This window comes from Nicoliella sp. ESL1149 (assembly GCF_058107265.1).
In genome coordinates this window covers 1,046,908-1,072,553 of sequence record NZ_JBYLUE010000002.1, presented here as the reverse complement: position 1 = coordinate 1,072,553, position 25,646 = coordinate 1,046,908, and the positions used below count along the sequence as shown (strand labels likewise).

The 25,646-nt window shown below is 34.6% G+C and carries 25 protein-coding genes; 4 read left to right on the top strand and 21 right to left on the bottom strand.

Annotation, left to right across the window (positions count from 1 at the left end; all coding sequences use genetic code 11):
• Positions 1-3 precede the first annotated feature (3 nt).
• Complete coding sequence (locus tag AC3B6G_RS05170) at positions 4-225, top strand: hypothetical protein (protein ID WP_489849335.1); 222 nt, start codon at positions 4-6, stop codon at positions 223-225.
• A gap of 87 nt (positions 226-312) precedes the next feature.
• Here AC3B6G_RS05170 and AC3B6G_RS05165 read toward each other — a convergent pair whose 3' ends face one another.
• The 6 genes from AC3B6G_RS05165 to AC3B6G_RS05140 form a co-directional block, all read right to left on the bottom strand.
• Complete coding sequence (locus AC3B6G_RS05165; protein ID WP_489849576.1) at positions 313-2,376, bottom strand: heavy metal translocating P-type ATPase; 2,064 nt, start codon at positions 2,374-2,376, stop codon at positions 313-315.
• 54 nt (positions 2,377-2,430) lie between these two features.
• Entirely contained in the window at positions 2,431-2,577 is a 147-nt protein-coding gene (locus tag AC3B6G_RS05160) for a hypothetical protein (RefSeq protein WP_489849334.1), read from the bottom strand.
• A 12-nt stretch (positions 2,578-2,589) separates the two neighbouring features.
• Positions 2,590-3,030 carry a CopY/TcrY family copper transport repressor gene (locus tag AC3B6G_RS05155; RefSeq protein WP_489849333.1) on the bottom strand — a complete coding sequence of 147 codons (441 nt, stop codon included), beginning with the start codon at positions 3,028-3,030 and terminating at the stop codon, positions 2,590-2,592.
• 111 nt (positions 3,031-3,141) lie between these two features.
• Entirely contained in the window at positions 3,142-3,786 is a 645-nt protein-coding gene (locus AC3B6G_RS05150) for an HAD family hydrolase (protein WP_489849332.1), read from the bottom strand.
• Between the two features lie 89 nt (positions 3,787-3,875).
• Positions 3,876-4,661 (bottom strand): glucose-1-dehydrogenase, encoded by a 786-nt coding sequence (locus AC3B6G_RS05145; RefSeq protein WP_489849331.1) that lies wholly within the window; start codon positions 4,659-4,661, stop codon positions 3,876-3,878.
• Positions 4,662-4,720: 59 nt separating this feature from the next.
• The gene (locus AC3B6G_RS05140) at positions 4,721-5,827 is read right to left on the bottom strand and encodes an SLC13 family permease (protein ID WP_489849330.1); all 1,107 of its coding nucleotides are present in this window, start codon (positions 5,825-5,827) and stop codon (positions 4,721-4,723) included.
• A gap of 180 nt (positions 5,828-6,007) precedes the next feature.
• On the opposite strand from AC3B6G_RS05140, the gene AC3B6G_RS05135 reads away from it, so the two are divergent.
• On the top strand, positions 6,008-8,053 hold the full coding sequence (locus AC3B6G_RS05135; protein WP_489849329.1) for a KUP/HAK/KT family potassium transporter: 2,046 nt from the start codon (positions 6,008-6,010) through the stop codon (positions 8,051-8,053).
• A 27-nt stretch (positions 8,054-8,080) separates the two neighbouring features.
• Here AC3B6G_RS05135 and AC3B6G_RS05130 read toward each other — a convergent pair whose 3' ends face one another.
• The 8 genes from AC3B6G_RS05130 to cdaA form a co-directional block, all read right to left on the bottom strand.
• Positions 8,081-9,196 (bottom strand): cation:proton antiporter, encoded by a 1,116-nt coding sequence (locus tag AC3B6G_RS05130; protein ID WP_489849575.1) that lies wholly within the window; start codon positions 9,194-9,196, stop codon positions 8,081-8,083.
• Positions 9,197-9,401: 205 nt separating this feature from the next.
• Complete coding sequence (locus AC3B6G_RS05125; protein WP_489849328.1) at positions 9,402-9,716, bottom strand: hypothetical protein; 315 nt, start codon at positions 9,714-9,716, stop codon at positions 9,402-9,404.
• A gap of 20 nt (positions 9,717-9,736) precedes the next feature.
• Positions 9,737-10,870, bottom strand: coding sequence for an ABC transporter ATP-binding protein (locus tag AC3B6G_RS05120; RefSeq protein WP_489849327.1), 1,134 nt, complete (start codon positions 10,868-10,870; stop codon positions 9,737-9,739).
• Positions 10,871-10,950: 80 nt separating this feature from the next.
• Positions 10,951-12,420, bottom strand: coding sequence for a glycoside hydrolase family 73 protein (locus tag AC3B6G_RS05115; protein ID WP_489849326.1), 1,470 nt, complete (start codon positions 12,418-12,420; stop codon positions 10,951-10,953).
• Between the two features lie 322 nt (positions 12,421-12,742).
• On the bottom strand, positions 12,743-14,566 hold the full coding sequence (gene glmS, locus AC3B6G_RS05110; protein ID WP_489849325.1) for a glutamine--fructose-6-phosphate transaminase (isomerizing): 1,824 nt from the start codon (positions 14,564-14,566) through the stop codon (positions 12,743-12,745).
• 212 nt (positions 14,567-14,778) lie between these two features.
• Positions 14,779-16,131: a phosphoglucosamine mutase gene (gene glmM / locus AC3B6G_RS05105; protein ID WP_489849324.1), complete on the bottom strand. Its 1,353-nt coding sequence runs from the start codon at positions 16,129-16,131 to the stop codon at positions 14,779-14,781.
• A gap of 20 nt (positions 16,132-16,151) precedes the next feature.
• Positions 16,152-17,117 carry a CdaR family protein gene (locus AC3B6G_RS05100; RefSeq protein ID WP_489849323.1) on the bottom strand — a complete coding sequence of 322 codons (966 nt, stop codon included), beginning with the start codon at positions 17,115-17,117 and terminating at the stop codon, positions 16,152-16,154.
• Complete coding sequence (cdaA, locus tag AC3B6G_RS05095; RefSeq protein ID WP_489849322.1) at positions 17,107-17,967, bottom strand: diadenylate cyclase CdaA; 861 nt, start codon at positions 17,965-17,967, stop codon at positions 17,107-17,109. The genes AC3B6G_RS05100 and cdaA overlap by 11 nt, the downstream gene beginning before the upstream one ends.
• 135 nt (positions 17,968-18,102) lie before the next feature.
• Here cdaA and AC3B6G_RS05090 point away from each other — a divergent pair, with 135 nt between their 5' ends.
• Positions 18,103-18,771, top strand: a complete 669-nt coding sequence (locus tag AC3B6G_RS05090; protein ID WP_489849321.1) for a DUF1361 domain-containing protein — start codon at positions 18,103-18,105, stop codon at positions 18,769-18,771.
• A 14-nt stretch (positions 18,772-18,785) separates the two neighbouring features.
• Here the strand turns inward: AC3B6G_RS05090 and AC3B6G_RS05085 are convergent, their stop codons facing one another.
• Both AC3B6G_RS05085 and murB read right to left on the bottom strand, forming a co-directional pair.
• Entirely contained in the window at positions 18,786-20,810 is a 2,025-nt protein-coding gene (locus AC3B6G_RS05085; protein WP_489849320.1) for a Na+/H+ antiporter, read from the bottom strand.
• A gap of 18 nt (positions 20,811-20,828) precedes the next feature.
• On the bottom strand, positions 20,829-21,731 hold the full coding sequence (gene murB / locus AC3B6G_RS05080) for a UDP-N-acetylmuramate dehydrogenase (RefSeq protein ID WP_489849319.1): 903 nt from the start codon (positions 21,729-21,731) through the stop codon (positions 20,829-20,831).
• 107 nt (positions 21,732-21,838) lie between these two features.
• Here murB and AC3B6G_RS05075 point away from each other — a divergent pair, with 107 nt between their 5' ends.
• Positions 21,839-22,372 (top strand): 3'-5' exonuclease, encoded by a 534-nt coding sequence (locus tag AC3B6G_RS05075; protein WP_489849318.1) that lies wholly within the window; start codon positions 21,839-21,841, stop codon positions 22,370-22,372.
• 28 nt (positions 22,373-22,400) lie between these two features.
• Here AC3B6G_RS05075 and AC3B6G_RS05070 read toward each other — a convergent pair whose 3' ends face one another.
• The 5 genes from AC3B6G_RS05070 to smpB form a co-directional block, all read right to left on the bottom strand.
• Positions 22,401-22,916, bottom strand: a complete 516-nt coding sequence (locus AC3B6G_RS05070) for a GNAT family N-acetyltransferase (protein WP_489849317.1) — start codon at positions 22,914-22,916, stop codon at positions 22,401-22,403.
• On the bottom strand, positions 22,909-23,385 hold the full coding sequence (gene tsaE, locus AC3B6G_RS05065; protein WP_489849316.1) for a tRNA (adenosine(37)-N6)-threonylcarbamoyltransferase complex ATPase subunit type 1 TsaE: 477 nt from the start codon (positions 23,383-23,385) through the stop codon (positions 22,909-22,911). The genes AC3B6G_RS05070 and tsaE overlap by 8 nt, the downstream gene beginning before the upstream one ends.
• Complete coding sequence (gene pta, locus AC3B6G_RS05060) at positions 23,385-24,380, bottom strand: phosphate acetyltransferase (protein WP_489849315.1); 996 nt, start codon at positions 24,378-24,380, stop codon at positions 23,385-23,387. The genes tsaE and pta overlap by 1 nt, the downstream gene beginning before the upstream one ends.
• A 27-nt stretch (positions 24,381-24,407) precedes the next feature.
• On the bottom strand, positions 24,408-25,103 hold the full coding sequence (locus tag AC3B6G_RS05055; protein ID WP_489849314.1) for a uracil-DNA glycosylase: 696 nt from the start codon (positions 25,101-25,103) through the stop codon (positions 24,408-24,410).
• A gap of 62 nt (positions 25,104-25,165) precedes the next feature.
• Complete coding sequence (gene smpB / locus AC3B6G_RS05050; protein WP_489849313.1) at positions 25,166-25,639, bottom strand: SsrA-binding protein SmpB; 474 nt, start codon at positions 25,637-25,639, stop codon at positions 25,166-25,168.
• Positions 25,640-25,646 lie beyond the last annotated feature (7 nt).

The window sequence follows — 25,646 nt, the reverse complement described above, 5'->3', positions numbered from 1 at the left end:
TAGATGGAAGATGAAGTATTTTTTAACCCTGGCAATGCCATTTCTTCAGATGTTGATCCTAAGGAACTAATTCGGACTGCTCAAATCACGACTGACCAACGTCGTGAAACTGCAGACAAACTAGTAATGGTTAAGGATGAAAAGGGTGAACATTTCTTATTCGAAGTTAGCGATAAAAACGATGACGGCAGTGGTAAGAAATATACCTTTGAAAAAAGAATTTAATTTATCATTTTAAAAAACAAAAATAGCGTTCGATTAAAAAATCGAACGCTATTTTTTTATAATCCACAGGCTGTGGATATCTTATTATTAATCTTTAATGTGTAATGTTAATGCATTCGCAGCAACCACAACCGTACTTAAAGACATCACAATTGCTCCAACCATTGGTGGTAAGAAGAACCCAATTCCACCAAGAATTCCAGCAGCAAGTGGTAAAGCAATGATATTGTATCCAGCTCCCCACCATAAGTTTTCAATCATCTTATTTTCGGTTGCTCGAGTTAATTCCAAGAGGTCAATGACGTTCTTAGGATCACTATTAACTAAAACAACATCAGCAGAATCAATGGCAACATCAGTTCCTGAACCAATGGCAACACCCATGTTAGCCTTTGCTAAACTAGGGGCATCGTTAATTCCATCACCAATGAACATCACTTCACCATTATTTTGATATTTAGAAACAATTGATTGCTTATCCTCAGGTTTTAAGTTTGCTTCAAACTTATCCACACCTAATGTCTTAGCAATTTTAGATGCGCTCTTTTCATTATCACCAGTCAACATTACCGTTGTAATCCCAATTCTCTTCAAGTAATCAACCATTTCCTTCGAATCTGGTTTAACTTGGTCTCCCTCAGCGATAATACCTAGGGCTTGGTTATTAGCAGTTAAGAAACTAACTGAGTTCCCTTGGCTTGCTAAATCATCGAATTTTTGAGCATCATAACTAATTTTATTTTGTTCTAAATAGCTCTTACTTACGACTTGGTAAGTGGTTCCGTTAACTTCGCCTTCAATTCCGACACCAGTCAATTGTTGGGCATTATCAACATTTAATAATTTAAGACCAGTCGCTTTAGCCTTCCCAACAATTCCAGTTGCCAAAGGATGACTAGAAGGTTGCTCAACACTAGCAATCAATTGAAGAACTTGGTCGTTACTTAAGTCTTTTGAGAAACTTTCGTAATGGTTAACCTTAAATTGACCTTGAGTCAATGTTCCGGTTTTGTCCATTAAAGCAAACTTAATCTTCTTGGAACCTTCTAATGAATCCCGGTTTCTAATTAATAGTCCATGAGTAGCGGCAATGGATGTACTTCTTGAAACGACCAATGGAACCGCTAATCCTAAAGCATGAGGACAAGCAATGATCAATACAGTAACCGCAATTTCGGTCGCAAAGGCCACTCCATTGATCAAACTCCATATAATCCAAGCAACAATTGCAACGATCAATGCAGCGTAGAACAAGTATCCTGCAACACGGTTCGCAAGATTTTCGGTCTTAGACTTATTGCTTTGAGCATCTGAAACCATCTTCATGACCTTAGAAAGATAACCAGACTTACCAGTTCCAGTAACCTTAATTGTAATCGTTCCATCTTCGTTGACAGAACCACCAATTACTTTATCATCCACACCTTTTTTGACACTATGGGATTCTCCAGTAACTAATGATTCATTCACGTCGGTTTGACCCTTTAAAATATCACCATCAGCTGGAACTTGTTCTCCAGCCTTGACCATTAAGTGGTCGCCTTCTTTAACATCAGCTAATTTAACATCTTTGGTACTACCATCTGAATTAACTAAATGAGCATTATCAGGTAATAACTTAGCCAATTTATCTAAAGCAGAACCAGCATTCATCAAGGAATGCATTTCAATTCTGTGTCCTAACAACATGATAACGATCAATGTTGAAAGTTCCCAGAAGAAATTACTGACCATTTGATGAAAAACATCGTTCGCAATTACAGAGTAAAGACTGTAAAAATATGCAACCGTAATCCCCATTGAAATTAAAGACATCATCGCTGGTTGCTTAGATGCTAATTCAGCTTTAGCGCCACTAAAGAATGGTTGTCCACCATAAAAGAAGATAATAGTTCCCAAGATGGCTACGATCCAATCAGAACCAGGAAAGAAGATTTGTCCTGGCATCTGCATTCCCATCATTGGTGACATAATTAAAATGGGAATCATTAAAATAAGAGATACCCAAAATTTTCGCTTTAAGTTTCCCATATTCATCATATGACCACCCGGCATCATCATCATTCCGCCATCACTCATATTCATGCCATCCATATTACCATGGCTCATTTTCATATGACCGGAATTACCATTCATGTTCATACCCTTCATGTCTTTATTATTCATGTTTTTCATATCATCATGATTCATATTTTTCATGTCCATTTAATTATCCCCCTTCATCGCACATTTTCCATCAACACAACATTTACTTTTATCAACCATTGCACTCTTTTCACTAGGAGTCATCGCTGGCATCCCACAATGGCATTTACCATTTTCATCCATATGACTACAGGTTGGTTTTTCCAAGTTTTTCAACTCCTAACAGTCCATCTTTAAATTAGTATCCCCTAAACAACAACAATCGATTTCATCAGGTTCAGATTCTAGCTTAGCTTGAAGCTGATCGATCAACTTCTGCGTGTCCGTTTTAGTAATTGGAAATTTATCAATGATGTTACTCAATTCTTTCCCAACATCTTTCGCACAGATATCAGAGAACAAGGCTTCACCCGCTTTGTTAACAGCTTCCAATTCCATAATATTCGGCTTATAAATAAAACCGCGTCCCACTTTGTCGGTTTTAATAAAATTCTTTTGAATTAAACGTGAAAGTAAAGTTTTAACAGTTGAAGGTTTCCAATCTTGTTTCGCGTCAAGAACTTTAATCACCTGACTACTTGTACAACTTTTTAATGTCCAAACAATTCGCATTACTTCCCATTCCGAGTGAGAAATTGGTTCCGTCACGTTATTTTTCATTTTAAAAGCCCCTTTGTTAATTAACAATTATTATCATACATCGTTTACGCTTGTAGTTCAAATGTTTAATACCAAATAAAAACCGTTCTTTTTACAGAACGGTGGTTTTAATTATTTAATTGTTAATAATTGAGGAACCTTATTAAATAAGTAATCCGGATGAACAGCTTTTAAGGACTCAACTTGATGCGCTCCCCAAGTAACTCCTGCTGTATGAACATGGGCGTTTTTACCCATCTTCAAATCAAATGTTGCATCCCCGATCATAATTGTTTCATCAGCCTTTAAATCGTAATCATTTAAAACTTTAATGACCCCATCAGGAGCTGGTTTAGCATGCTTGATCTTATCAAAACCAACAACTTCCTGAAAGTATTTCATCACTCCTAACGCCTTAAGGTTTTTCTCAATCACATCCGTTCGATTACTAGAGACAACGAACAATTTCTTTCCTTCATCACTTAACGTCTTTAAAACATCAGGAATGCCATTAAATAACTTTAGATTTCCTTCTTCGATTTTATGATATTCTTCTTCAAAGATTTGGTACAATTTCATCATTTCTTGTTGAGTTGCATTCTTAGGTGCCATTTTAGGAAATGACACTTCAATTGGTAATCCAATGTAACTTTCTGCCGTTTTAGCATCTGGAATTGGCCAATTCATTCTACGATATGCAGCTTGAGTTGATAAAACATTTACCTGACTTGAATCGATCAATGTCGAATCAAAATCAAAACAATAATTTTTAATCATTTCTATCCTTCTTTCCAAAAAGTAAAAGAGTCGAAATCAAAAATCGGTTTCGACTCTCCATAATTTCAATTTATTTAATTTTTAAATTTCTAACCCTTACCACCGGAAAATTCTGCATAGAGCGTCATTCCACCATCAACATAAAGGGTGTCTCCAGTGACATACTTAGACTGATTGGAAGCTAACCACGCAGCTGCGGCTGCAACATCTTCAGGATCTCCAATTTTTTTCATTGGAATCATTTCAGTTGTATCAGCTAATTCTTGAGGATCATCGAATTTCTTGGCATTGATTGGGGTGTTAATTGCACCTGGAGCAATTCCATTAACTCGAATTCCATATTTAGCATATTCTGAAGCAATCGTTTCAGTGAACATCTTAGTACCACCCTTAGAAGCGGCATAATCAGCAAACGTAGGCCATGGAATCTGGTCATGGACAGAAGACATATTAATAATGTTTCCTTGAACTTTGTTGTCCATAAAGTACTTCAAAGCTTCACGAGAACCTAAGAAAGTTCCAGTTAAGTTAACATTAATGACCTTGTTCCAGTTTTCTAAACTTAATTCATGGGTTGGAACTTGTTTTTCCATTCCAGCATTATTAATCCAAAGATCTAATTTACCAAAATTATCGAGAGCAGCTTTTAATAAAGCGTGCACATCTTCTTCTTTGGAAACGTCAGCTTGAAGCGAAACAGCTTGTCCACCATTGTCACGAATCAACTTAGCGGCGTCTTCAGCACCCTTTCGATCAGAATTATAATTAAAAACAACTGACATATGTTCTTGAGCCAGTCGCTTAGCAATTGCTTTTCCAATTCCCTTAGAGCCACCAGTAATTACGGCAACTTTTCCTTTTAGTTCATCATACATATTAGTTACCTCTCTTTGTAAATGTTTCTATCAATATTATCACACAATTCATTTAATAATCAAAGAATTAGTAAGCCCCCAATAACGACCATGATTAACAATAGGCTGCAATTCCAGAACGTGAAGGTTCCTAAAAACCGTTTCATCAATTCTGGGCGATGCCGAATCAAAACTTTAAAGGCTAATAGATTGGCTAATGAAGCGACTAATGTTCCTAATCCTCCAACATTTGTCCCCATTAGCATTGCGATTCCATTATTAGTAAAATGAGCTAATAACACCGCTGCTGGGACGTTACTAATAAATTGGCTTACTAGGACCCCCATCCCATATTGTTGCCAATGAGTATTCATCGTTATTTTTAATAATTGGTTGACCCAATCCATTTGGCCTAATTCCCCGACGATCAAGAAAAAACAAATAAAAGTTGCTAACAAACCATAATCAATATGAACCATTGATTGTCGATGTAATAACATTGCCGCGATAAGCATAATAATAAACATTAAAATCAACGGAATGATTTTAAAAATGGCTAAAAAAGTTAAAATCATTAATCCTGAAACCAATAAAACAGGTTTTACGTTCAACTTAATTTGATCATTTGTAAGTTGACTTGCTTGAAGACTTTTTTTAGGAATAAAATAAGTTACCAATTCTAAAATTGCTAAACCAATTAACATTGCCGGACCCATTATCACAACCACTTTAAAAAAACTATAGTCATAATAATTAACTAAAAATAAGTTTTGCGGATTCCCAAATGGCATGGCAGAACTTCCTAAATTAGCCGCAATCGTAATTAATGTTACTGGCAAACAAACTGATAAATGCTGACTTTTCGCCATTGTTAAATAAATTGGAACTAACGTAATGATCGAAACATCATTCGTAAGGATCATTGATGCAAAAAAGGCTAATCCCACCATTAATTGAATTACCTGCCGAGTATTATTTACAATTTGCAATAATCTTTGGCTGACCCAAGCTAAAAGGTGAAAATGATTCATTAATTCAACCCCCAACATTAAAGTTGCTAAGGCTTCGATTGTAGACCAATCAATACTTTGGAACGTTGGCATAACAAAACAACTTACAATTATTAAGACAGCCAATGAAATCATTAATAGTCGATCTTGCCAAATTAATTTAAATATCTTAGACAAAATAATTTCCTCTTTCATTATATTTGATTTAGTGATAATCTTTTCATATTAAACCTTTAACATAATCGTATTTTTTAAACTACTCTACTTTACCATGAATGAACTAGTTGTGATACACTCAATTCTGCTTTAATTATGGTAAACTAGAGTAGATTTGTTTTTATTTATGGAGGCTTAAAAATGAAAGCTAAGCTTAACAAAATAACCTTTGCCGGGATGTTAATCGCCCTGGGAATTGTTTATGGAGATATTGGAACTTCTCCATTGTATGTAATGAATGCCATTATTGGTGATCAAGGAACAATGAAAGACGTTACCCCTGATTACATAATTGGTTCAATTTCATTGATTTTTTGGACTTTAATGATTATTACTACTATTAAGTACGTTTTAATCACCATGCAGGCTGATAACAATCACGAAGGTGGAATCTTCGCCCTGTATGCATTGGTCCGAAAGCGCGGAAAATGGCTAGTATGGCCAGCCTTAATTGGTGGGGCAGCATTATTAGCTGATGGTTCTTTGACCCCAGCCGTTACTGTTACTTCAGCCATTGAAGGTTTAAAAAACCAAACAATTGGTTCAATTCATTTTAGCAACTCGCAAAGTGATGTGTTAATCATCACTTCGTGTGTGTTAATCGCATTATTCTTGATTCAACGATTCGGAACTGGTTTTATTGGTCAAGCATTCGGACCCGTTATGACGTTATGGTTCGGCTTCTTAGCTGTTGCCGGAATCATTAATTTGCTTCAATATCCATTGGTTTTAAAAGCGTTATCACCAACATACGCTTTCCAAGTTTTATTAAGTCCGACCAATAAGGCTGGAATCTTCATTTTAGGAAGTGTATTCTTAGCAACAACTGGTGCTGAAGCCCTTTATTCTGATATGGGACATGTTGGAAAAAAGAATATCTACATGACATGGCCATTAGTTTACACTGCATTGATTTTAAATTATCTTGGCCAAGGAGCATGGGTGATTAAAAACATTAATAATCCTATTTTTGCTCATTCAACTGGAATTAATCCATTCTATTCCATGTTATCAAGTAATATCCGACCCCTTGCCATTCTTTTGGCTACCTTAGCTGCAATTATTGCTTCTCAAGCGTTAATTACTGGATCGTTCACATTAGTGGATGAAGCAATGGGATTAAAATTCGTTCCTCGATTCATTGTTAAACATCCTAGTAATGTGCGAAGTCAGATTTATATTTCAACTGTCAACTGGATCCTATGTGCAATGACCTTCTTTGTTGTCTTCTACTTCAGAAGTTCTCACAAAATGGAAGGTGCTTATGGTTTAGCAATTACGGTCACCATGTTGATGACAACAATGCTTTTGTTTGAATATTTATCTACCAAGATGAAACGAGTTTTTGCTCTTACAATTGCCATCTTCTTTGGAACGATCGAAACGATCTTCTTATTAGCTAGCTTGGTTAAATTCGTTCACGGTGGGTACATTACCTTCTTACTAATGATGGCAATTTTAGGTGTTATGATCGTTTGGTACTTTGGTAATAAACGCCGTGATCATTATGAACGAGAAAGTGAATATGTTTCATTGCTTGATTTTAGAAATCAATTAGATGAATTAAGTCACGATGATACTGTTCCAATGTACACTTCTAACTTGGTATATATGACTCGAATCAAGTCTGATTATCAAATCAAACGAAGTACCATGTATTCAATCTTGGATAAGGAACCTAAACGAGCAAGAGTTTATTGGTTCGTAACTGTAAACGAATCAAACTCACCATACGAAAGTACTTATACAGTTGATATGGTTAACACCAAGAACGTCGTTGATGTTCAGTTGTACTTAGGGTTTAAGAAACAACTTTCCGTTAGTACCTACTTACATCAAATCGTTAACCACTTGATCGAACAAGGAATAATTGATAAACAAGTTCAAAAATATTCAACGATTAAGAATCGAACCGTTGGAGATTTTAAATTCATCATTATTAATGAAAAACCTTCTGATTTAGCTTTAAATACCGAAATTCCAACTTTAGACAAACAACTAATTTCTGGAAGAATCTTTTTACAAAATATTACTGGTTCACCAGTTAGTTGGTATGGATTAGAGTTTAGTAATGTCGTTCAAGAGTCATCACCATTGTTCTTTACAATGCAACATGATCAATATTTAGTTCAACGAAAGATTTACCACTCTATCCATTCTCGAGATACAAGGAATGTTAAAATTTAATTTAGGAAAAGCGATTAACTATAATTACTAGTTAATCGCTTTTTTAATACTCCATCGTAGTAAAATTGGGGAAATTATGGTCGTTACAACCACTGCACTGACAATTGCGGAATATTGATCGGCATTTAGTAAATGATTCCCATAGACTAATTCAGCTACAATTAAAGCTACTTCACCTCGCGATATCATTCCTGCACCAATCGTTGTTGACGAAATGAAATTAAAATGAGTGATTTTAGCCCCAAACCCTGCTCCAATCCATTTTGTGAAAATAGCAGCAACTACTAGTAACAAAAATAAATTAAATTGGGTTAAGATTCCTGTCGGTTGAATCGCAAGTCCAACACTTGTGAAGAAGAAAGGAATAAAAATTAAATACCCTAATGCACCAATTCCCTGATTAATCTTAGTAGCGACCGAAAAACGACTAAATGCCAAACCAGCTAAAAAAGCACCAGTAATAGAACTTAACCCAACTAATTCTGCCCCTTCTGATGCTAACAATGTCACTGCTAAAGCTAACAAACAAATTCGATATGGGAATTTAAAACGGTTTACTAACTTAATCATAAAAGATAGTCCCCACTTAGCAATTATGAATACCAATCCTAAAAAGCCAATTTGTAATCCAATAATAACTCCTAAATTTAAATTATTGGTTAATTGACCTTTTAATTGGGCGCCACTTACTGTTATGATTACACTTAATAAAATAACGGTTAAAATATCATCTGCTACAGCAGCTCCCAAAATCGTAACTCCCTCGTCACTATTCAACGATTTCATTTCACGAAGGACCTCTACGGAAATCGATACTGAAGTAGCCGCAAATATTACCCCTAAAAACAATGCTTCTGGTGTTTTCCAACCATAAAGCATACCAATCAAATAAAATATTATCATCGGCATTAGCATTCCAAAAATGGCAACAATTAAACTTGGTTTTAAATAACGTCGGAGTAATTTTAAATCACTGTTCAATCCAGCTAAAAACATTAATAAAATAACCCCAATATTAGAAAAAGAATTAAATTGTGAATTCATGTGAATTATATTCAAACCAACAGGACCTAATATCAATCCTGAAAATAATTCGCCAATTACAGCTGGAAACTTGATTTTTAAACTAAATTCTCCTAGAATAGTATTTGAAATTATTATTAAAATTATTGTTAATAAGATATTAATTTTTATTGCACTCCTTTATTCTTAAAGAAAGTTTATATTTTAGCTTGCATAAGGATAATTCTTTTGCTATTATAATATATACATATTTCATAATCCATCCTGAGAATATCAGACACATAAAATAAAAAGCGCTAACGGTTTATAACTGTTAGCGCTTTTTTTATTCAATATGATTTTCATTTAAAATTTTTTGAACAACTGCTTCCATTTCAGGAGTTCGTTTCCACTCTTCAAAATGATCCATATTTTCAGATGGCATTGTGTAATGTTCATTAATATAATGTTCATACTTTTCAACATACGGAGTATGTGGAATATTCAATTGAATAATTCGAACTTCCTTGATGAAACCCTTTTGAGCCGCAATTTCTGCTCGTCCATTTTGAACCATATTACTAATTTCCAAGTATTTACTATTATCAAGACGGGTAATTTCTTCAATTAAAGTTAATCGTTCATGACTCTTTAAAGCCAATTAAAACACTTCCCCACTGATTACTTATTCTTGTGATGATGTTTCTTAGGCTTATACTTAAAGACTTGCTTATGATGTTTAGATTTATTATCTGGAACCACTAACTTATGAGTCGGTTTCACAATACTACTAGGTTTTGCTAAAACATGGTGTAGGTGGTGACCAGAAACATTCAATAAACAAGTAAATACGATTAGAAGTCCGACAAAAGCAGTTAAACACTTACTAACTCCAGACATTTTTTCACTTAAAACTGATCCATAAAATAAATGATGGATTTTTTTATTCACGTTCTTTGTATCTGGATGAGCTTTAGTGTAGTCTGCAGCAACTTCTTTTTGATATTTATCAATATCAAAGTTTTTTCTAATTTCCTTTTGCTTCATTTCGAAAGCATGCTTTTGTTTCTTTGAAAGTCCTTTAAACCACTTGATAAAATCAGCATATTCAGCCAAAATTTCTTTAGTTGGGCCAATTGCCTTTAATTTACCATAATTAATCCATGCAACTCGATCACAAAGTAATTCCACTTGTTTCATAGTATGACTGACGAAAACGATTGTTTTACCACGTTTTTTAAAATCACTAATTTTATCAACACACTTTTGGTAGAACGTAGCATCACCAACAGATAAAGCTTCATCAATGATTAAAATATCTGGATCAATATGGACTGCAATTGAAAATCCTAATCGTGATTTCATCCCACTAGAATAACTCTTAACAGGTTGATCAACGAAATCACCAATATCAGCAAATGCGATGATATCATCCATCATTTTATCGATTTGTTCATTTGTTAATCCTTGCATTAAGGATTTTAGACGGATATTTTCACGACCAGTTAAATTCTTCTTTAGTCCATTTGCAATTGCAACGATTGAGGTATCACCATGGACATCAACTTCACCAGTCGTTTGGGGAATAATTCCAGAAATAATATTAGAAATTGTTGACTTCCCAGAACCATTAACACCAATAATCCCAAGGGTCTCTCCTGGTTTAACAGTAAACGAAATTCCCATTAAAGACCAGAAATGAGGAATATTCTTAGAACCCGTAAAGAATGACTTTAATTGATCAGAACGAGTCTTGAACATATCATACTCTTTAGTTACATTTTGAACTTTAATTTTGTATTTTTCTTCTGCCATTTTAATACTTCCTAAATTTTATTATCGGTTTTAAACTTACAACCAGTAATTATATCAAATATTAGCAATGACATAAAGCTTTACTGTAGTGCTTTCTCAGAAATCCAATATTTATGATTATTCAACTCAATTTGATACCAGAAACTACGGTCGGAGAAGCGAACTCCCATTGATTTTACCTTAATCTGATTAATTGTTGCTACTTGAGTAGAAGACCATGCAACTGCAGATTCTGCCGTATTACTACTTGGAATTTGAGTATACAATTGATACTTAGCATAATCTTGTTTCAATTTTTTATTTAATTGAGTTGGAAAAGTCTGAATTGCTTGTTTTTTATTTAATTGAACCCATAAATTCTTACCTGAAGCATTGGTGTAACGTACCCAATTATTATTAGGATCGTTTTTATCAATCGCTAACAAATTAACTTTATAAATCTTAGTTGCCCCGGCAGAACTCTTTGCCAATGGTTCAGCAATTTGATTTTTGGATAAAATATGAGTATATGCTTGAGAATTTGAAATTTGTTTAGCATTTAATTTCCCATTAAGAGTTTGATAATAAAAAGATGGTAACGTTAATGCAGATGCCATTACCCAATATTTTGTGGATTTATTTCCAGCTGAATGAATTCGATACCAAATGACGTTATTCGTTTTATCGCGAGCAAACATATCGATTAATACCCTTTTAGAATTAATCGTCTTAGCACTCCAATTTAATGGCTTAACTGCCTTAGCAGTACTTCCTGGAATCTTAGAATATAATTTTTGGGAGCGATAACTTTTTGCCAAAGCTACTTCTTGTTCATTACCACTTTTAATATAAGCTAATTTAATTTTTGGAGTAGCAGAAGCTGAAGAACTGACATTCGAACTTTTAGTAGTATTGGCAACAGAGTTACTCTTCAAATTTGATGTACTGCTCTTACTCTTGGAACTACTACTATCAGAATCATTAGCAACCTTATTGCTTTCGACAGTAATCCCATTATCTAAATCACTCAAATGATATGTATTGATCAACTGCATAATGCTAGTTGCATAATCAGGATCAGTTGCATACTTTCCAACTAAAGCATTCACTGCATTTGAAACCGTATGTGCATTTTCACGCCATGATCCTGAATAAAAACTACTATTCCCCACTAATCCATTCCTCAAAAGTTGAGCATAATCATTGAATGAATCAGCAATGCTAGGGTATTTTCTAAATTGAGCGTCAACTGTTACTTTTTTACCGTTTACATATTCTGATGTTGGCAAAGTAATTGATTGATTATTATACGTTCCCTTAATCCCAAAATAATTGTATCCTTGAGTTGATAATTGGCTCTGACCAAAGTCACTTTCTAGAGCAGCTTGAGCTAACATTAACGAAGCATATAAGTTATACTTCTTTGCTGTTTTTTCCACAGTGGGTTTAACTTCTTGAATAAAATCAGTTTGCGTACTTGCAGAAGCACGATATGTAAGAAAAATGGTACTGATCAAAAACGCCGAACCAGTCAAACCTACTAATCCAATCTTTGATAAAAAACGTTTCATATCAAAAAAGTCTCCTTATTTAATTTTCAATTGTTTTATGTAGAACCTAAATTAATTCCTCTAATTTAGGTCATTTAATTATTACCATTTAACACCGCGTCGATTTGCATTCAATTTATTTTGTTGATCCTTGTATTTTTCCCAGGTAGCATCACGACGGGCTTGATTACGATTATTCTTATTCTTTTTGGTATATTTCATTGTCATGCCCCCTTTTCCTTTCAAAAAACTACATCTTCTTAATTATAACTTTTTTCAAATTAATAGTCTAAAAAAATAAGCTACAAAAAGAAATTCCTTTGCAGCTTATTTTTAGAATTAATTATTCAACAGTAACACTCTTAGCAAGGTTACGAGGACGATCAACGTTCAATCCCTTATTCAAACTAGTGTAATATGCCATTAATTGGGCAGGAACAACACTAACTAAAGGTGTCAATAATTCATCAATATCAGGGATAATGAAATCATCCCCCTCTTTTTCAAGTCCTTCACGAACGATTGTAATTGCTTTAGCACCACGTGACATCGTTTCTTCAAGATTATTTCTAGTCAATGCAGCTGTCTTCTTTTGGGTAATAATTCCGACAACAGGAGTGCCATCTTCAATCAAAGCAATAGTCCCATGCTTTAATTCACCAGAAGCAAATCCTTCTGCTTGAATATATGAAATTTCCTTAAGCTTTAAAGCAGCTTCCAAAGAGACATAGTAATCTAATTCACGACCAATATAAAAGGCGTTAACCGATTTAACAAAGTATTTCTTAGAATACTTATCAATTTCATCCTTTTCATCAATGATTGCTTGCATTCCAGTAGCCGCAATCCCTAATTGTTGTCTTAAATCAAATTCTTTTGCCTTCTTATCGCCCTTAGCTTCACCTAATGCCTTAGCTAAAATAGCTTCCATTGCGATTTGAGCTGTATATGCCTTGGTAGAAGCAACGGAAATTTCAGGGCCAGCATCCAATAATAATGTAAAGTCAGCTTCACGTGATAATGTGGAATTAGGGACATTAGTAATCGTTAAGGCAGGTAAGTTCTTTTCCTTAACGTTTACCAATACTTCACGACTATCTGCAGTTTCACCACTTTGAGTCAAGAAAATAAAGAATGGCTTCTTTGATAAAATCGGATCAGCATAAGCAAATTCAGAAGCTACTTCAACATCAGTAGGAATTCCAACTAGTTTTTCAAAAATTCCTTTTCCAACTAAACCAGCATGATAACTAGTTCCTGCCCCTACGATGTAAATTCGATCAGAATCAAGCATTTGTTTAATTAATTTTGGATCAATATCCACACCTTGATTATTAGCCTTAAGGTATTTTTCGGAAAGTTTTCTTAAAACATTAGGTTGTTCATTAATTTCCTTGATCATGTAGTAAGGATAAATTCCCTTATCGGCTGCGGAAGCATCTGTACTGATGGTAAATGGTTTTCTTTGTACTTCATTACCTTGTTGATCTTCAATTTTAACAGAATCTGGTTTAACAGTTACCACTTCACCGTCTTTTAATGCTAAGAATTTATGGGTAACGTTTAACATTGCAACTGCATCAGAACAAACAACGTTACAACCATCACCAAGTCCAACCAATAATGGGCTTTTGTTCTTGGCAACATAAAGCGTAGTTGGATCTTCACGGTCAACTAATGCAAAACCATAAGAAGCCCCATCCTTTAATAAAGAAATTGTCTTAAGAAAGGCTTGTTTAGTTGTCATACCCTCTTTAACAACGAAATGATCAACTAATTGAACAACAACTTCAGTATCAGTTTGACTAGTAAAAGTAACCCCTGAAAGGTATTCAGCTTTTAATTCACGATAATTTTCAATCACACCATTGTGAACTAAGTAGAAACGCTTGTCTTGAGAATATTGAGGATGGGAGTTTTCAAGAGTAACTCCACCATGAGTAGCCCATCTGGTATGACCAATTCCAGCAACTCCTTGAACATCAGGAGTGATTGCTTTCTTCAATTCAGAAATTGCTCCTACTCGACGAACTAAATGATCATGTCCATCATTATCATTTACATAAATTCCAGCTGAATCATATCCACGGTATTCTAGTTTTTCTAGTCCATGAATTAAAATTTTAGTTGCATCTGTATTACCAGTTACACCAACAATTCCACACATATTTTTATCTTCCTTTTCTATCGTTTTGATTTAAATTTTAAATTGGTATAGACAATAGTCCAATGTCACAAATGATTTAACAATAATACTTTACAGGGTTTTTGGCCGATTGTCAATTAATATCAGCTAAATTGGTATACATATTATAATCCTTTTATAACAAAGAAAAAAGGTAAAGCCAATTAAATTGGTTTTACCTTTAAATCTTAAAATTATTTAATCCCACATTCTGTTTCAACAACATCAGCAATCTCTTTTGCAAACTTATCAGCATCATCTTGAGTCGTAGCTTCAGTCATTACCCGAATTAATGGTTCTGTTCCGCTAGGTCGTACTAAAACACGACCGTTATTGTTCATTTTCGTTTCAACTTCATGAATGGCATCTTGAATTGACTTATTCTCTAAAGCTGTTTTCTTGTCGTTAACCTTAACATTGATCAATGATTGAGGATACGTCTTCATTTCACCAGCCAATTCTGATAATGGCTTACCAGTTTCCTTCATAACATGAAGAACTTGTAAACTAGTCAACATTCCATCACCAGTAGTGTTGAAATCTAAGAAAACAACGTGGCCAGATTGTTCACCACCAAGGTTATAACCTCCACGGTTCATTTCCTCAACCACATAACGATCCCCAACCTTAGTTTGTTTTCCATTAATGTGGTTAGCTTCCATCGCTTTATACATTCCAAGATTGCTCATAACAGTGGTAACAATCGTATCTTGTTTCAAACGCCCATGTTCAGACATGAACTTTCCACAAATGAACATGATCTTATCACCATTAACAATGTTTCCCTTTTCATCAACAGCAATACAACGATCAGCATCCCCATCAAATGCAAATCCAACTTGAGCGCCCTTTTCAACGACCATCTTTTGAAGTTGTTCTGGATGAACCGCTCCAACATGATCATTAATGTTAATTCCATTTGGTTGGGTTGCCATCGTTTCAAAGTTAATTCCTAAATCAGCATATAGTTGAGATACTAAATTACTAGTAGCTCCATTGGCTGCATCAACACAGATGTGCATTCCACTAACGTCATCTGGAATGGTTTGTCCTAAGAAATGAAGATACTTTTGACTTCCCTCAGGGAAAGCGTCAACAACTCCTAATCCCTTAGCGGATGGGCGAGGTAATGTATCTTTAGGTTCTTCCAAAATAGCTTCAATTTCTTCTTCCATTTCATCAGATAATTTGTATCCATCACTTCCAAAGAATTTGATCCCATTATATTCAGCTGGATTATGGGAAGCAGTAATCATGACTCCCGCAGCAGCACCTTGGGTCCTAACCAAGTAAGCAACTCCCGGTGTAGTTACGACTCCTAATTTAAGAACTTCAATTCCAACTGATAAAAGACCAGCAACAATCGCTTCTTCTAACATTTGGCCAGAAATTCTGGTGTCACGTGCAACTAGTACTTGGGGTTGTTTACCATCTTCGGCATGTTTTGTTAAAACGTACCCACCAGCACGACCACAACGAAAAGCTAATTCAGGAGTCAATTCCTTGTTTGCAACACCACGAACTCCATCAGTTCCAAAATATTTCATTATTTTTCCTCTATTCTAATTTATTTATTTACTTTAATGTGTACTTTTACTTTATTTTGATTAAAGCCACTAACTTTATTAGTATTTTCATCTAATTTTAATGTCTTTGTTGTCTCGCTTTTAATTGAACTAACATCAACATTTAAAACCGCTTTATTAATATCAGTTAATTGTTTCTTACTTCCAAAGACACGAACTTCTTTTGTATCAGAAGAAAGTTTATAGGTCTTTCCACTATTTTTATTAGTCGAAACTAATTTTAATGGAACTGTTTTCCCATTATCACTACTAATTGGTAAATTAACCGTTGTCGTTGCAGGCGTTAAAATAACGTTTACGGTCCGACCCTTAGAATCTAATGCTTCTAAAATCGTTTGATAATTAACCGTTTTCTTCGCATCACTAGGTAAGTTCAATCGAGCAACAATTTTTGTAATCTTATTAATATCTTGCAAAGCACCAGTTGCTTTTACACGTTGATCGGTAGGCGTAGCTGTTCCAGCCTTATACCCAGCAGCAATTGAACTTTTATCATATTTCACATCAACCGGAAAACTCTTCGTTCTCCGGGGTTGAATATTTACATTAATATAGCTGGGACTGATTTTATATTTTAAAGCTGAATTAATTCCCGTCTCTTTGATACTAATCCGATGATGGCCAACTCCTAAATGAGTTAAATCAACATAGGTTCGAAAATTTTGGGTATTAACGGTTGTTGTAACTAATGCAGAAGGTCCACTTAGTTGAACATTTACCTTATCAGGATATCCAGTTACAAAATACTTAGTATTATTAACATTCAATTGAAGCGGTGATGAAACATGATCTCTTTTATTGGAAGTTAACTGACTAGTTTTAGGACTACTATTTTGAATCGTTCGTGTCAATTTATCCTGATTAACATAAGACACTAATAAAAGTGCAAATACTAATGATAATATCGACAAAAACAATTTGGATTTAAAAAATGATTTACTTTTCATCATTTCCATCCTTTCGTTTCTTGAATAGTTTATCCATCCAATTCCCAATCGACATAAAGATATTATTTCGCACTGTCTTTTTACTAAGTAATTGATCGCGTAAGAACTTTAAATAGTCTTTTTGAGTCAACCCACGTAACAATTCATTATTCTTGGTGATCGATACTTCACCGGTTTCTTCAGAGATAACAATCGTTAATGCATCAGTAACCTCTGAAATGCCTACAGCTGCTCGATGCCGCGTTCCTAATTCTTTAGGAATTAAGTTACTTTGGGATAATGGTAAATAGGCTGCTGCGACTGCTAATCGATTATTTCGAATAATTACCGCACCATCATGTAAAGGAGTGTTAGGAATAAAAGTATTTATCAATAGTGCTCCTGAAATATGAGCATCGATTTTTATCCCAGTTTCAATATAATCTTCTAATCCCGTCTCCATTTGAATTGTCATTAATGCTCCAATTCGCCGTTTAGACATATATTGAATTGCTTTATCTATTTCTTTGATCATTGACTCTGTTTCTAAGTCAGCATTATTAGCATGCAAACTTAAAGATCCACGACCTAAATGTTCAAGTCCACGGCGAATTTCTGGTTGAAAAATCACAATAATCGCAATAAATCCCCAGTTGATGAATTGATCCATCAACCAAGATACGGCCGTTAAACCAAGATAATAACTGACGATTTTGATGATAATGATTAAAATAATTCCACGAAAAAGCTGAACTGCTTTGGTCCCTTTGAGTAGAATAATTAGTTCATAGGTAATGAACCAAACAACTAATACATCTAATAAACTACTTAAATGGCCGAGGGTAAACAAGTTTCCCCAATCAAAATTCATCATATCTTCCTCCAATACTCATTCTTTTTTATTATATCACGAATAAGAATGATTCGATATTTCGCAATGGTGGTAAAAAGTTCTATTTTAGATTAAAATTAGGATAATTAATTTTTATTTGAGAGAGGGATTGGATTGACAACATCTAAAAAATGGCAAATTCGAATTTTCTTTATAATTTGGTTCATCATTTGTTATTCGCCGTGGATTCAATTGGGTCCTCTACACTTTCTATTATTAAATACGTTTTTAGCTTATATTCCCATTGAATTAAGCTTCCAAATCAATCATCATGTTATTAAAGATAGTTGGTTAATTTGGCCATTCTTGATAGCTTGGCTTTTATTTTATCCAAACGCCGCATATATTTTGACAGATCTATTTCATCTATCATTATTAAATCCTTACAACCAAACGACTGGATTACTTCGTGGGTCAATCAACATGTGGGCTAATTTTTTTATGTTATTAACTAGTGCTTTAACATGTGCTTGGATTGGTTTTCAAACAATGTTTCAAGTTATTAATACAGTTTGTCAGAAAGTTCATCTAAATGGCATTGGATTTCGCTACTTTATGATTATCATCATAACAATCCTAAATGCAATTGGAATTTTTATCGGTCGTTTCTTAAGACTTCATACCATCTATCTATTTTTAAGTCCGCGTCTCTTTATCAATCCACTTTTAAGGATGTGGACTCCACAAATGATGAGCTTTGTGGTAATTATGATCATGGTTCAATTCGCTTGTTACTGGTTAATATACTTAACACGAGCTTCCAAAAAGGATGTCACAAAATAATTGTGACATCCTTTTTATTCATTATTCATAATGTTGGTTTCAAGATAATTAATTTTTTGACGAAGTTGATTTGCAACCTGCCAATTGATTTGATTTGATTCTAACATATCCTGAATATTTCGTCGTTGCATCCCAAAAGATTTAATTTGAACTCGATAATAGTCATGATCCATATTCTGACTACTATCATCACTCTCTAATAATTGAACCCTAGATCGATAATAAAATAAAATCATGGTAACTGAATCAGCATCAAAATCTTTTTGACTAATGTCATCACGTTCTAAATATTCTTGAATTGAATTAATCGCTGTTTTATAAATTTGAATTTCACCATGCTTTAATTCTTGAATTGCTGACTCACGTTCTTCTTGATCGAACAACCAATGTTTCACAGAATTAAGGAACCCCCACAATTCATTTTTAAAGCGAATCAACGCATCAATTCTACCATCACTGCGTCCCTCTAATGCTAAATCATCTGCTTCTCGTTTATCAATGATTCGAGATAAAATAACTGCAACATCTCGAGAAATTTCTTTTTGGCGAAACATCCTTTGAACTTCTTTTCGCTCACTATCTAAAGCAATCCTTTGTAGCGTAAATTGGTTATTGACCCAATAATCATCCTCTAATTGATCATTTAATCGATGTAACAGAATTTGATAATGCCAAATCACCCAATTAACACTAACTTCATCTTCTGATAATGTTGCACTTTGTAACTCACGAATTACTTTTTGAATAACATAATAATAAGCCGTATTAAAAGAATATTGCTCCTCATTATCGTTAGAATCAATTGGATTATCAGTTAAGTGTGGAATCGCAACAATTGCCGCTAATAGACTCCAAATGATCACGAATGATGCAATAAAAAGTACTAAATCTCTTAACGGAAATGGACTCCCATCATGAGTAGTATACGGTAATGAAAGGACTCCTACCATCGTGATTGCACCTCGGACTCCTGAAAATGCTGATAATAAATCGATTTTTAAATTCTTTTTTGAAAATTGGGCATGAGATCCAAAACGTTGATAGAATAAAATCCAAAGAAAACGAATGACGAATAAAATGACCCAAGTAATGATCGCATAAAAAATAGGCTCCAAGGCATGAAAACTGATCTCTTTAATGATCGAGGACGTTGCTTTTGGTAATGAATATCCTAATAGAAGAAAAATGATTCCATTTAAAACGTAAATAATAACATCCCATGATTTTTCAGTTACTAGCGTCACTTCAGGTTCCAAAACATCTGAAGCATGATTTCTTAAGTGATAGATTATTCCAGCAGTAACGACTGCGATAACTCCAGAAGCATGGAAAAAATGCTCAGTTAAAAAGTAAATTAAAAACGGTGCAATAATTTGTAAAACGGTGTTAAAAGCAACACCTTTCATATTTAATCGATAAAATATTTTTCGCAATGATAGGAAAATATAAACCAAAATTGCCCCAGCAATTAATCCGACAATACTAATATAAAAGAAATCTTTAATCGCTGGTCCTAAAACAAATTGACCAGATACAGCAGCTGCAACTGCATATTTAAACCCAATTAGCCCACTGGCATCGTTAATCAAACTTTCTCCACTAACTAAGTGAAGAATATTACTAGGTAAATTACAACGACTAGCAATTGATTGAACGGCCACTGGGTCAGTTGGTGATAAGATTGCTGCTAAAGCAAAACTAACTGATAATGGCATTCCTGGAATCAAGAGATGAATCAAAAATCCCCCAACGAACATGGTAATAAATACCAAGAAAATTGCATTTTCAAAAATGGGACGTTTTAACTCCCACAATTCTTGTTTTGGGAATCGTTTACCATCATTAAATAACAATGGAGCAATAAAAAGTAACAGGAACCACTCTTGATCTAAATTAACCTGTAAATTAGTGAACAGGGCTAATACTAACCCCATTAAAATTTGGATTAAACTCCCTGGAACTCTTGGTAGTAACCGACTAATAACATCAGAAGTCAGTAATGATACCACTAACGCAAAAATTGTTAAAAGGACGCTCATCTTCTCAACCTTTCTTTATTATGATTGTTTTTGACCAATAAAACGAACCTCTGTTTCTAAATGAACGTGACTATCTTTATAAACCTCTTCTTGAACATGGTGAATCACATTTAAATAATCTTGAGCAGTTGCATGCCCTAAATTAACAATGAATCCGGCGTGCTTTAGAGATACTTGCGCGTCCCCACTTCGATATCCTTGAAGATTTGCATCATGAATCAATTTCCCTGCAAAATGACCAGCGGGGCGTTTAAAAACACTTCCACATGATGGAAAATCAAGTGGTTGTTTTGACATTCGTTGAGCATTAACATGATCCATTTTTTGTTGAATTTGGTTAGCATTCCCTGGTTGCAATTCAAATGTTGCTGAAATAACGATCCAACGATGTTCTTGAACGATACTGTGCCGATAAGCAAACTCAAGTTCGTTTTGATCAAGCGTTTTAATTGTTCCTGCTTCATCAACGATTTTGACACTTAACACTGTATCAGCAGTTTGACCACCGTAAGCACCGGCATTCATATAAATCGCACCACCAACACTTCCGGGAATTCCAGCCGCAAATTCAATTCCAGTTAATTGATGCTTTTGAGCTGCAATAGCGACATCAATGATGGCTAACCCAGAATCAGCAGTAATTTGATTAGCTTGAACCTTAATTTGCTTTAGATTCGTTAACATAATAACTAAACCTCGGATGCCTAAATCACTAACGATTAAGTTACTAGCGTTCCCTAATGCAATCACAGGTAAATTCAATTTATTGGCGCTAATAACTAGCTTACTGACCTCTTCCGCAGATTCAGGAAAAGCCAAGTAGTCTGCTTTACCACCTGTTTTAGTGTAGGTGTATTGATTAAGGGATTGGTCCTGTTTAACGTTTATTCCCTTCGTTAGCGTCATAAAATCATTCGTCATAATGTTCATCCTCGTTCATTTTATTATATAATTATTTTAACACGTTTTACTTTTTTACTTGGATAATATAGTAACAAGTAACAAGAATTTTGGAAGGAATTTAAAATATGAATTTTACTGCAATTGATTTTGAAACCGCAGCTAGTAAACGAGCAAGTGCTTGTTCACTAGCATTAACTATTGTTCGGGATAATGAAATCAAAAATGAATTGTATACATTAATCAATCCTGAAGTGCCATTTTTCTGGAGAAATGTTAATGTCCATGGCATTCATGAAGATGATGTAGTTGAATCTCCTACTTTTCCTGAAGTTTGGGAACATATAAAACCATTATTTACAAAGAATCAACTTGTTGTTGCACACAATAATCGTTTTGATAACAGTGTTTTAAAAAAATCATTAGAACGATACCATCTTCCTATCCCTCATTATTTAACACTAGATACTCTTCAAACTAGTCGCGAATTACTTGATTCATTACCGAATTATAAACTTAATACTGTTAGTGACTATTTAGGGGTCGACCTTCATCATCACCATAACGCCTTAGATGACAGCCGTGCTTGTGCAAATATTTTAATTAAAGAAAATGAAAAATTTGGTGACGAATTAATTAAGCCATTTGTTCGATTAGTCTAAAAAAACGATTAGGATAAAATCAATTCTCCTAATCGTTTTTATTTAGTTTATACAACATTTCTGTTGTAGAATGAGCGCTTCCATCGACATTGATAATTCTTTTCCGTCGATTATCGACAAAACCACATTTATGATAAACATGAATTGCTGAAACATTTTTATTTTCAACGGTCAATACAATTTGGGATAAATTACTATAATTTTTTCCCCAATCAAGAGCCTCTTGAACTAGGATCGTTCCTAATCCGTTGTTCCAAAATTCTTTTTTAACAGCAACTCCTAATTCACCTAGGCTACTATCATTGATTCTTTGAACGGTCACAACACCGATAAATTCTGCTCCTAATTTAGCTAATAAAATCACATTTCCACGTGTTTGATTGATCAACATGATTTGCCGACGTTCCTGTTCAACAGTTAGTGAACCTAATTCAGGATCGACCGTAAACGTATCTGACTCCTTGACCAATTGCTTCATTAATTTTAGAACCCCGCGTGCATCACGTGGTTCAGCTAATTGGAAACTGATTTCTTCATCAGTCATTACTATCACCAAACAATTCTTTAACGATTTTACTAAAACGCTCTCCATGACCTTCAAAACTTAAGGTTCGATAAGAATCCCCCCGTTGATCATCACGTCTAAAATCGATTTTTAAATAATCTTTGGGTAAGACATCAGCAACAAATTGGGACCATTCAATAACAGAAACTCCATCACCATTGAAATATTCATCAAGACCGAGTTCATCACCACTACCATCATCGAGTCGATAAGCATCCATGTGATATAAGGGCAGACGACCACTTTGATACTCACGAATAATCGTAAAAGTTGGACTTTTGACGTTTCTTTTAATCCCAAGCCCCTTTGCGAGCCCCTTCGTAAAAGTAGTCTTTCCTGCTCCTAAGTCACCATCAAGAAGTAAAACATCCTTTGGTCTTAAAAAAGTGGCTAATTTTTCACCAATCTGCATTGTTTCTTCAGGATCAGTTACTTGTCTTGTTATCATTAGTCCTTATCCTCAGCATCTCTTAAAGCTTGGATTGCATTGATCAATGTTACTTTGTAAACATCATCTGCATTACAACCACGTGAAAGGTCAGAAATAGGTTTATTCATTCCTTGAAGAATTGGACCAACAGCTGTAAAGCCACCTAATCTTTGAGCAATCTTGTAACCAATATTCCCTGATTGTAATTCTGGGAAAATAAAGACATTAGCCTTACCAGCAACAGTAGATTCAGGTGCTTTTTTAGCTGCTACACTAGCAACAAACGCGGCATCAAATTGTAATTCTCCATCTACATTTAAATTAGGTTCTTTTTCACGAACTAATTCCGTTGCCTTTTGAACCTTTTCAACCATTGGTCCCTTTGCTGAGCCCTTAGTAGAAAAGCTTAGCATAGCAACGTTTGGTTCAATTCCAAATAGTTCAGCAGTTTCAGCACTACTGATAGCGACATCCGCCATTCCCGCAGCATCGAGTTCAATGTTAATTGCACAATCTGCAAAAATGTAACGTTGATCACCTTTTTGCATGATAAAACAACCACTAACTAAATTAATTCCTGGTTTAGTTTTAATGATTTGTAAAGCAGGACGAACCGTGTCACCAGTTGGATGGGCAGCTCCTGAAACTAACCCATCTGCTAATCCCATGTAAACCAACATCGTCCCAAAGTAATTAGGATCATTAATCCACTTGGCAGCAGTTGCTTCGTCTGTTTTACCATGACGACGTTCAACCAATGAATCAATCATTTCTTTTTTCTTATCGTCAGGATAAGTCGCTGGATCAATTAGTTGAATTTTTTCTAGTGGCATTGAAATCTTGTTTGCTAATTGTTTAATATCTTTACTAGGGCCCAGAACAATGGGATGCACAATTTCGTCTTGGGATAGTTTAATTGCAGCAGTCAATACTCTTTCATCGGTACCTTCTGGAAAAACAATTTTTAATCCATGACCCTTAACTTGTTCCTTTAAAGTTTCGAATAAATCCATTTTAAATACCCCTTTTCAATTATATTTTCACTCATTTATTGTAGGCGCATGCGCTGGTAATTGCCAATTTATTGGTTCTTCACCCATTGCTTTTAGTGCTTCATTAGTTTTAGAAAATGGTCGCGAACCAAAAAAACCATGATAAGCAGATAATGGACTGGGATGTGCTGATTGTATAACAACATTAGTGTTAGTATCAATTAAGCTAATTTTATTTCTGGCTTGGCGTCCCCATAAAATAAATACTACTGGTTCTGAACGTTCAGATAAAGCATGGATAGCAGCGTCTGTTAACTGTTCCCATCCCTTTCCCTTATGTGAATTAGCAGCGCCATTTCGAACGGTTAGTACAGAATTCAACAATAATACTCCTTGTTGAGCCCAAGTAACCAAACTACCATGATTCACCGGTGTTGCTCCCACATCTGACTGAAGCTCCTTATAAATATTACGTAAAGAAGGTGGAATTCTGACGCCTGGACGAACTGAAAAGCTTAATCCTTGTGCTTGATTTGGTTCATGATAAGGATCTTGTCCTAAAATTACTACCTTCACTTTATTAAATGGAGTCAATTGAAAAGCTTCAAAAATATGATCCATTGCTGGATGAATTTGATAATGGTTATATTCTTCAACCAAAAAAACACGTAATTGTTGATAGTAAGCTTTTTCAAATTCTGGCTTTAAAACGTCCCACCAATCATTATGAATGAACTGTTTCATCACTAAACCTTCTTTTAATTTAAAGTTCTAAAAAACGATTCTGAATTAATCAGGATCGCTTTTTAGAAGTGTTTCATAACTCGCTCAACTTGACGTTGTTGATCACGACGTTTTAATGTTTCACGCTTGTCATATTGATGTTTACCTCTGGCAATCCCAATTAAAACCTTTGCAAATCCATTTTTAAGATAAATCTTAAGAGGTACGATTGTAACCCCTTTAGTCTGAGTTGCCTCAGCAAGTCGGCGAATTTGTTTCTTGTGTAATAACAACTTCCGATTTCTTAATGGATCATGATTGAACTGATTTCCTTCGGCATATTCACTAATGTGAACATTTTCCATGTAAGCCTCATTATTTCGAATTTGAACGAAGCCATCTTTTAAATTCACTCGGCGGGCACGAATCGACTTAATTTCAGTTCCTTTAAGAACCATTCCTGCTTCCATGGTATCTTCAATCGTATAGTCATGACGAGCTTTACGATTTTGAGCCATTAAATTATCGTTATTTGGTTTCGTTTTCTTTTTAGCCATAAATCAA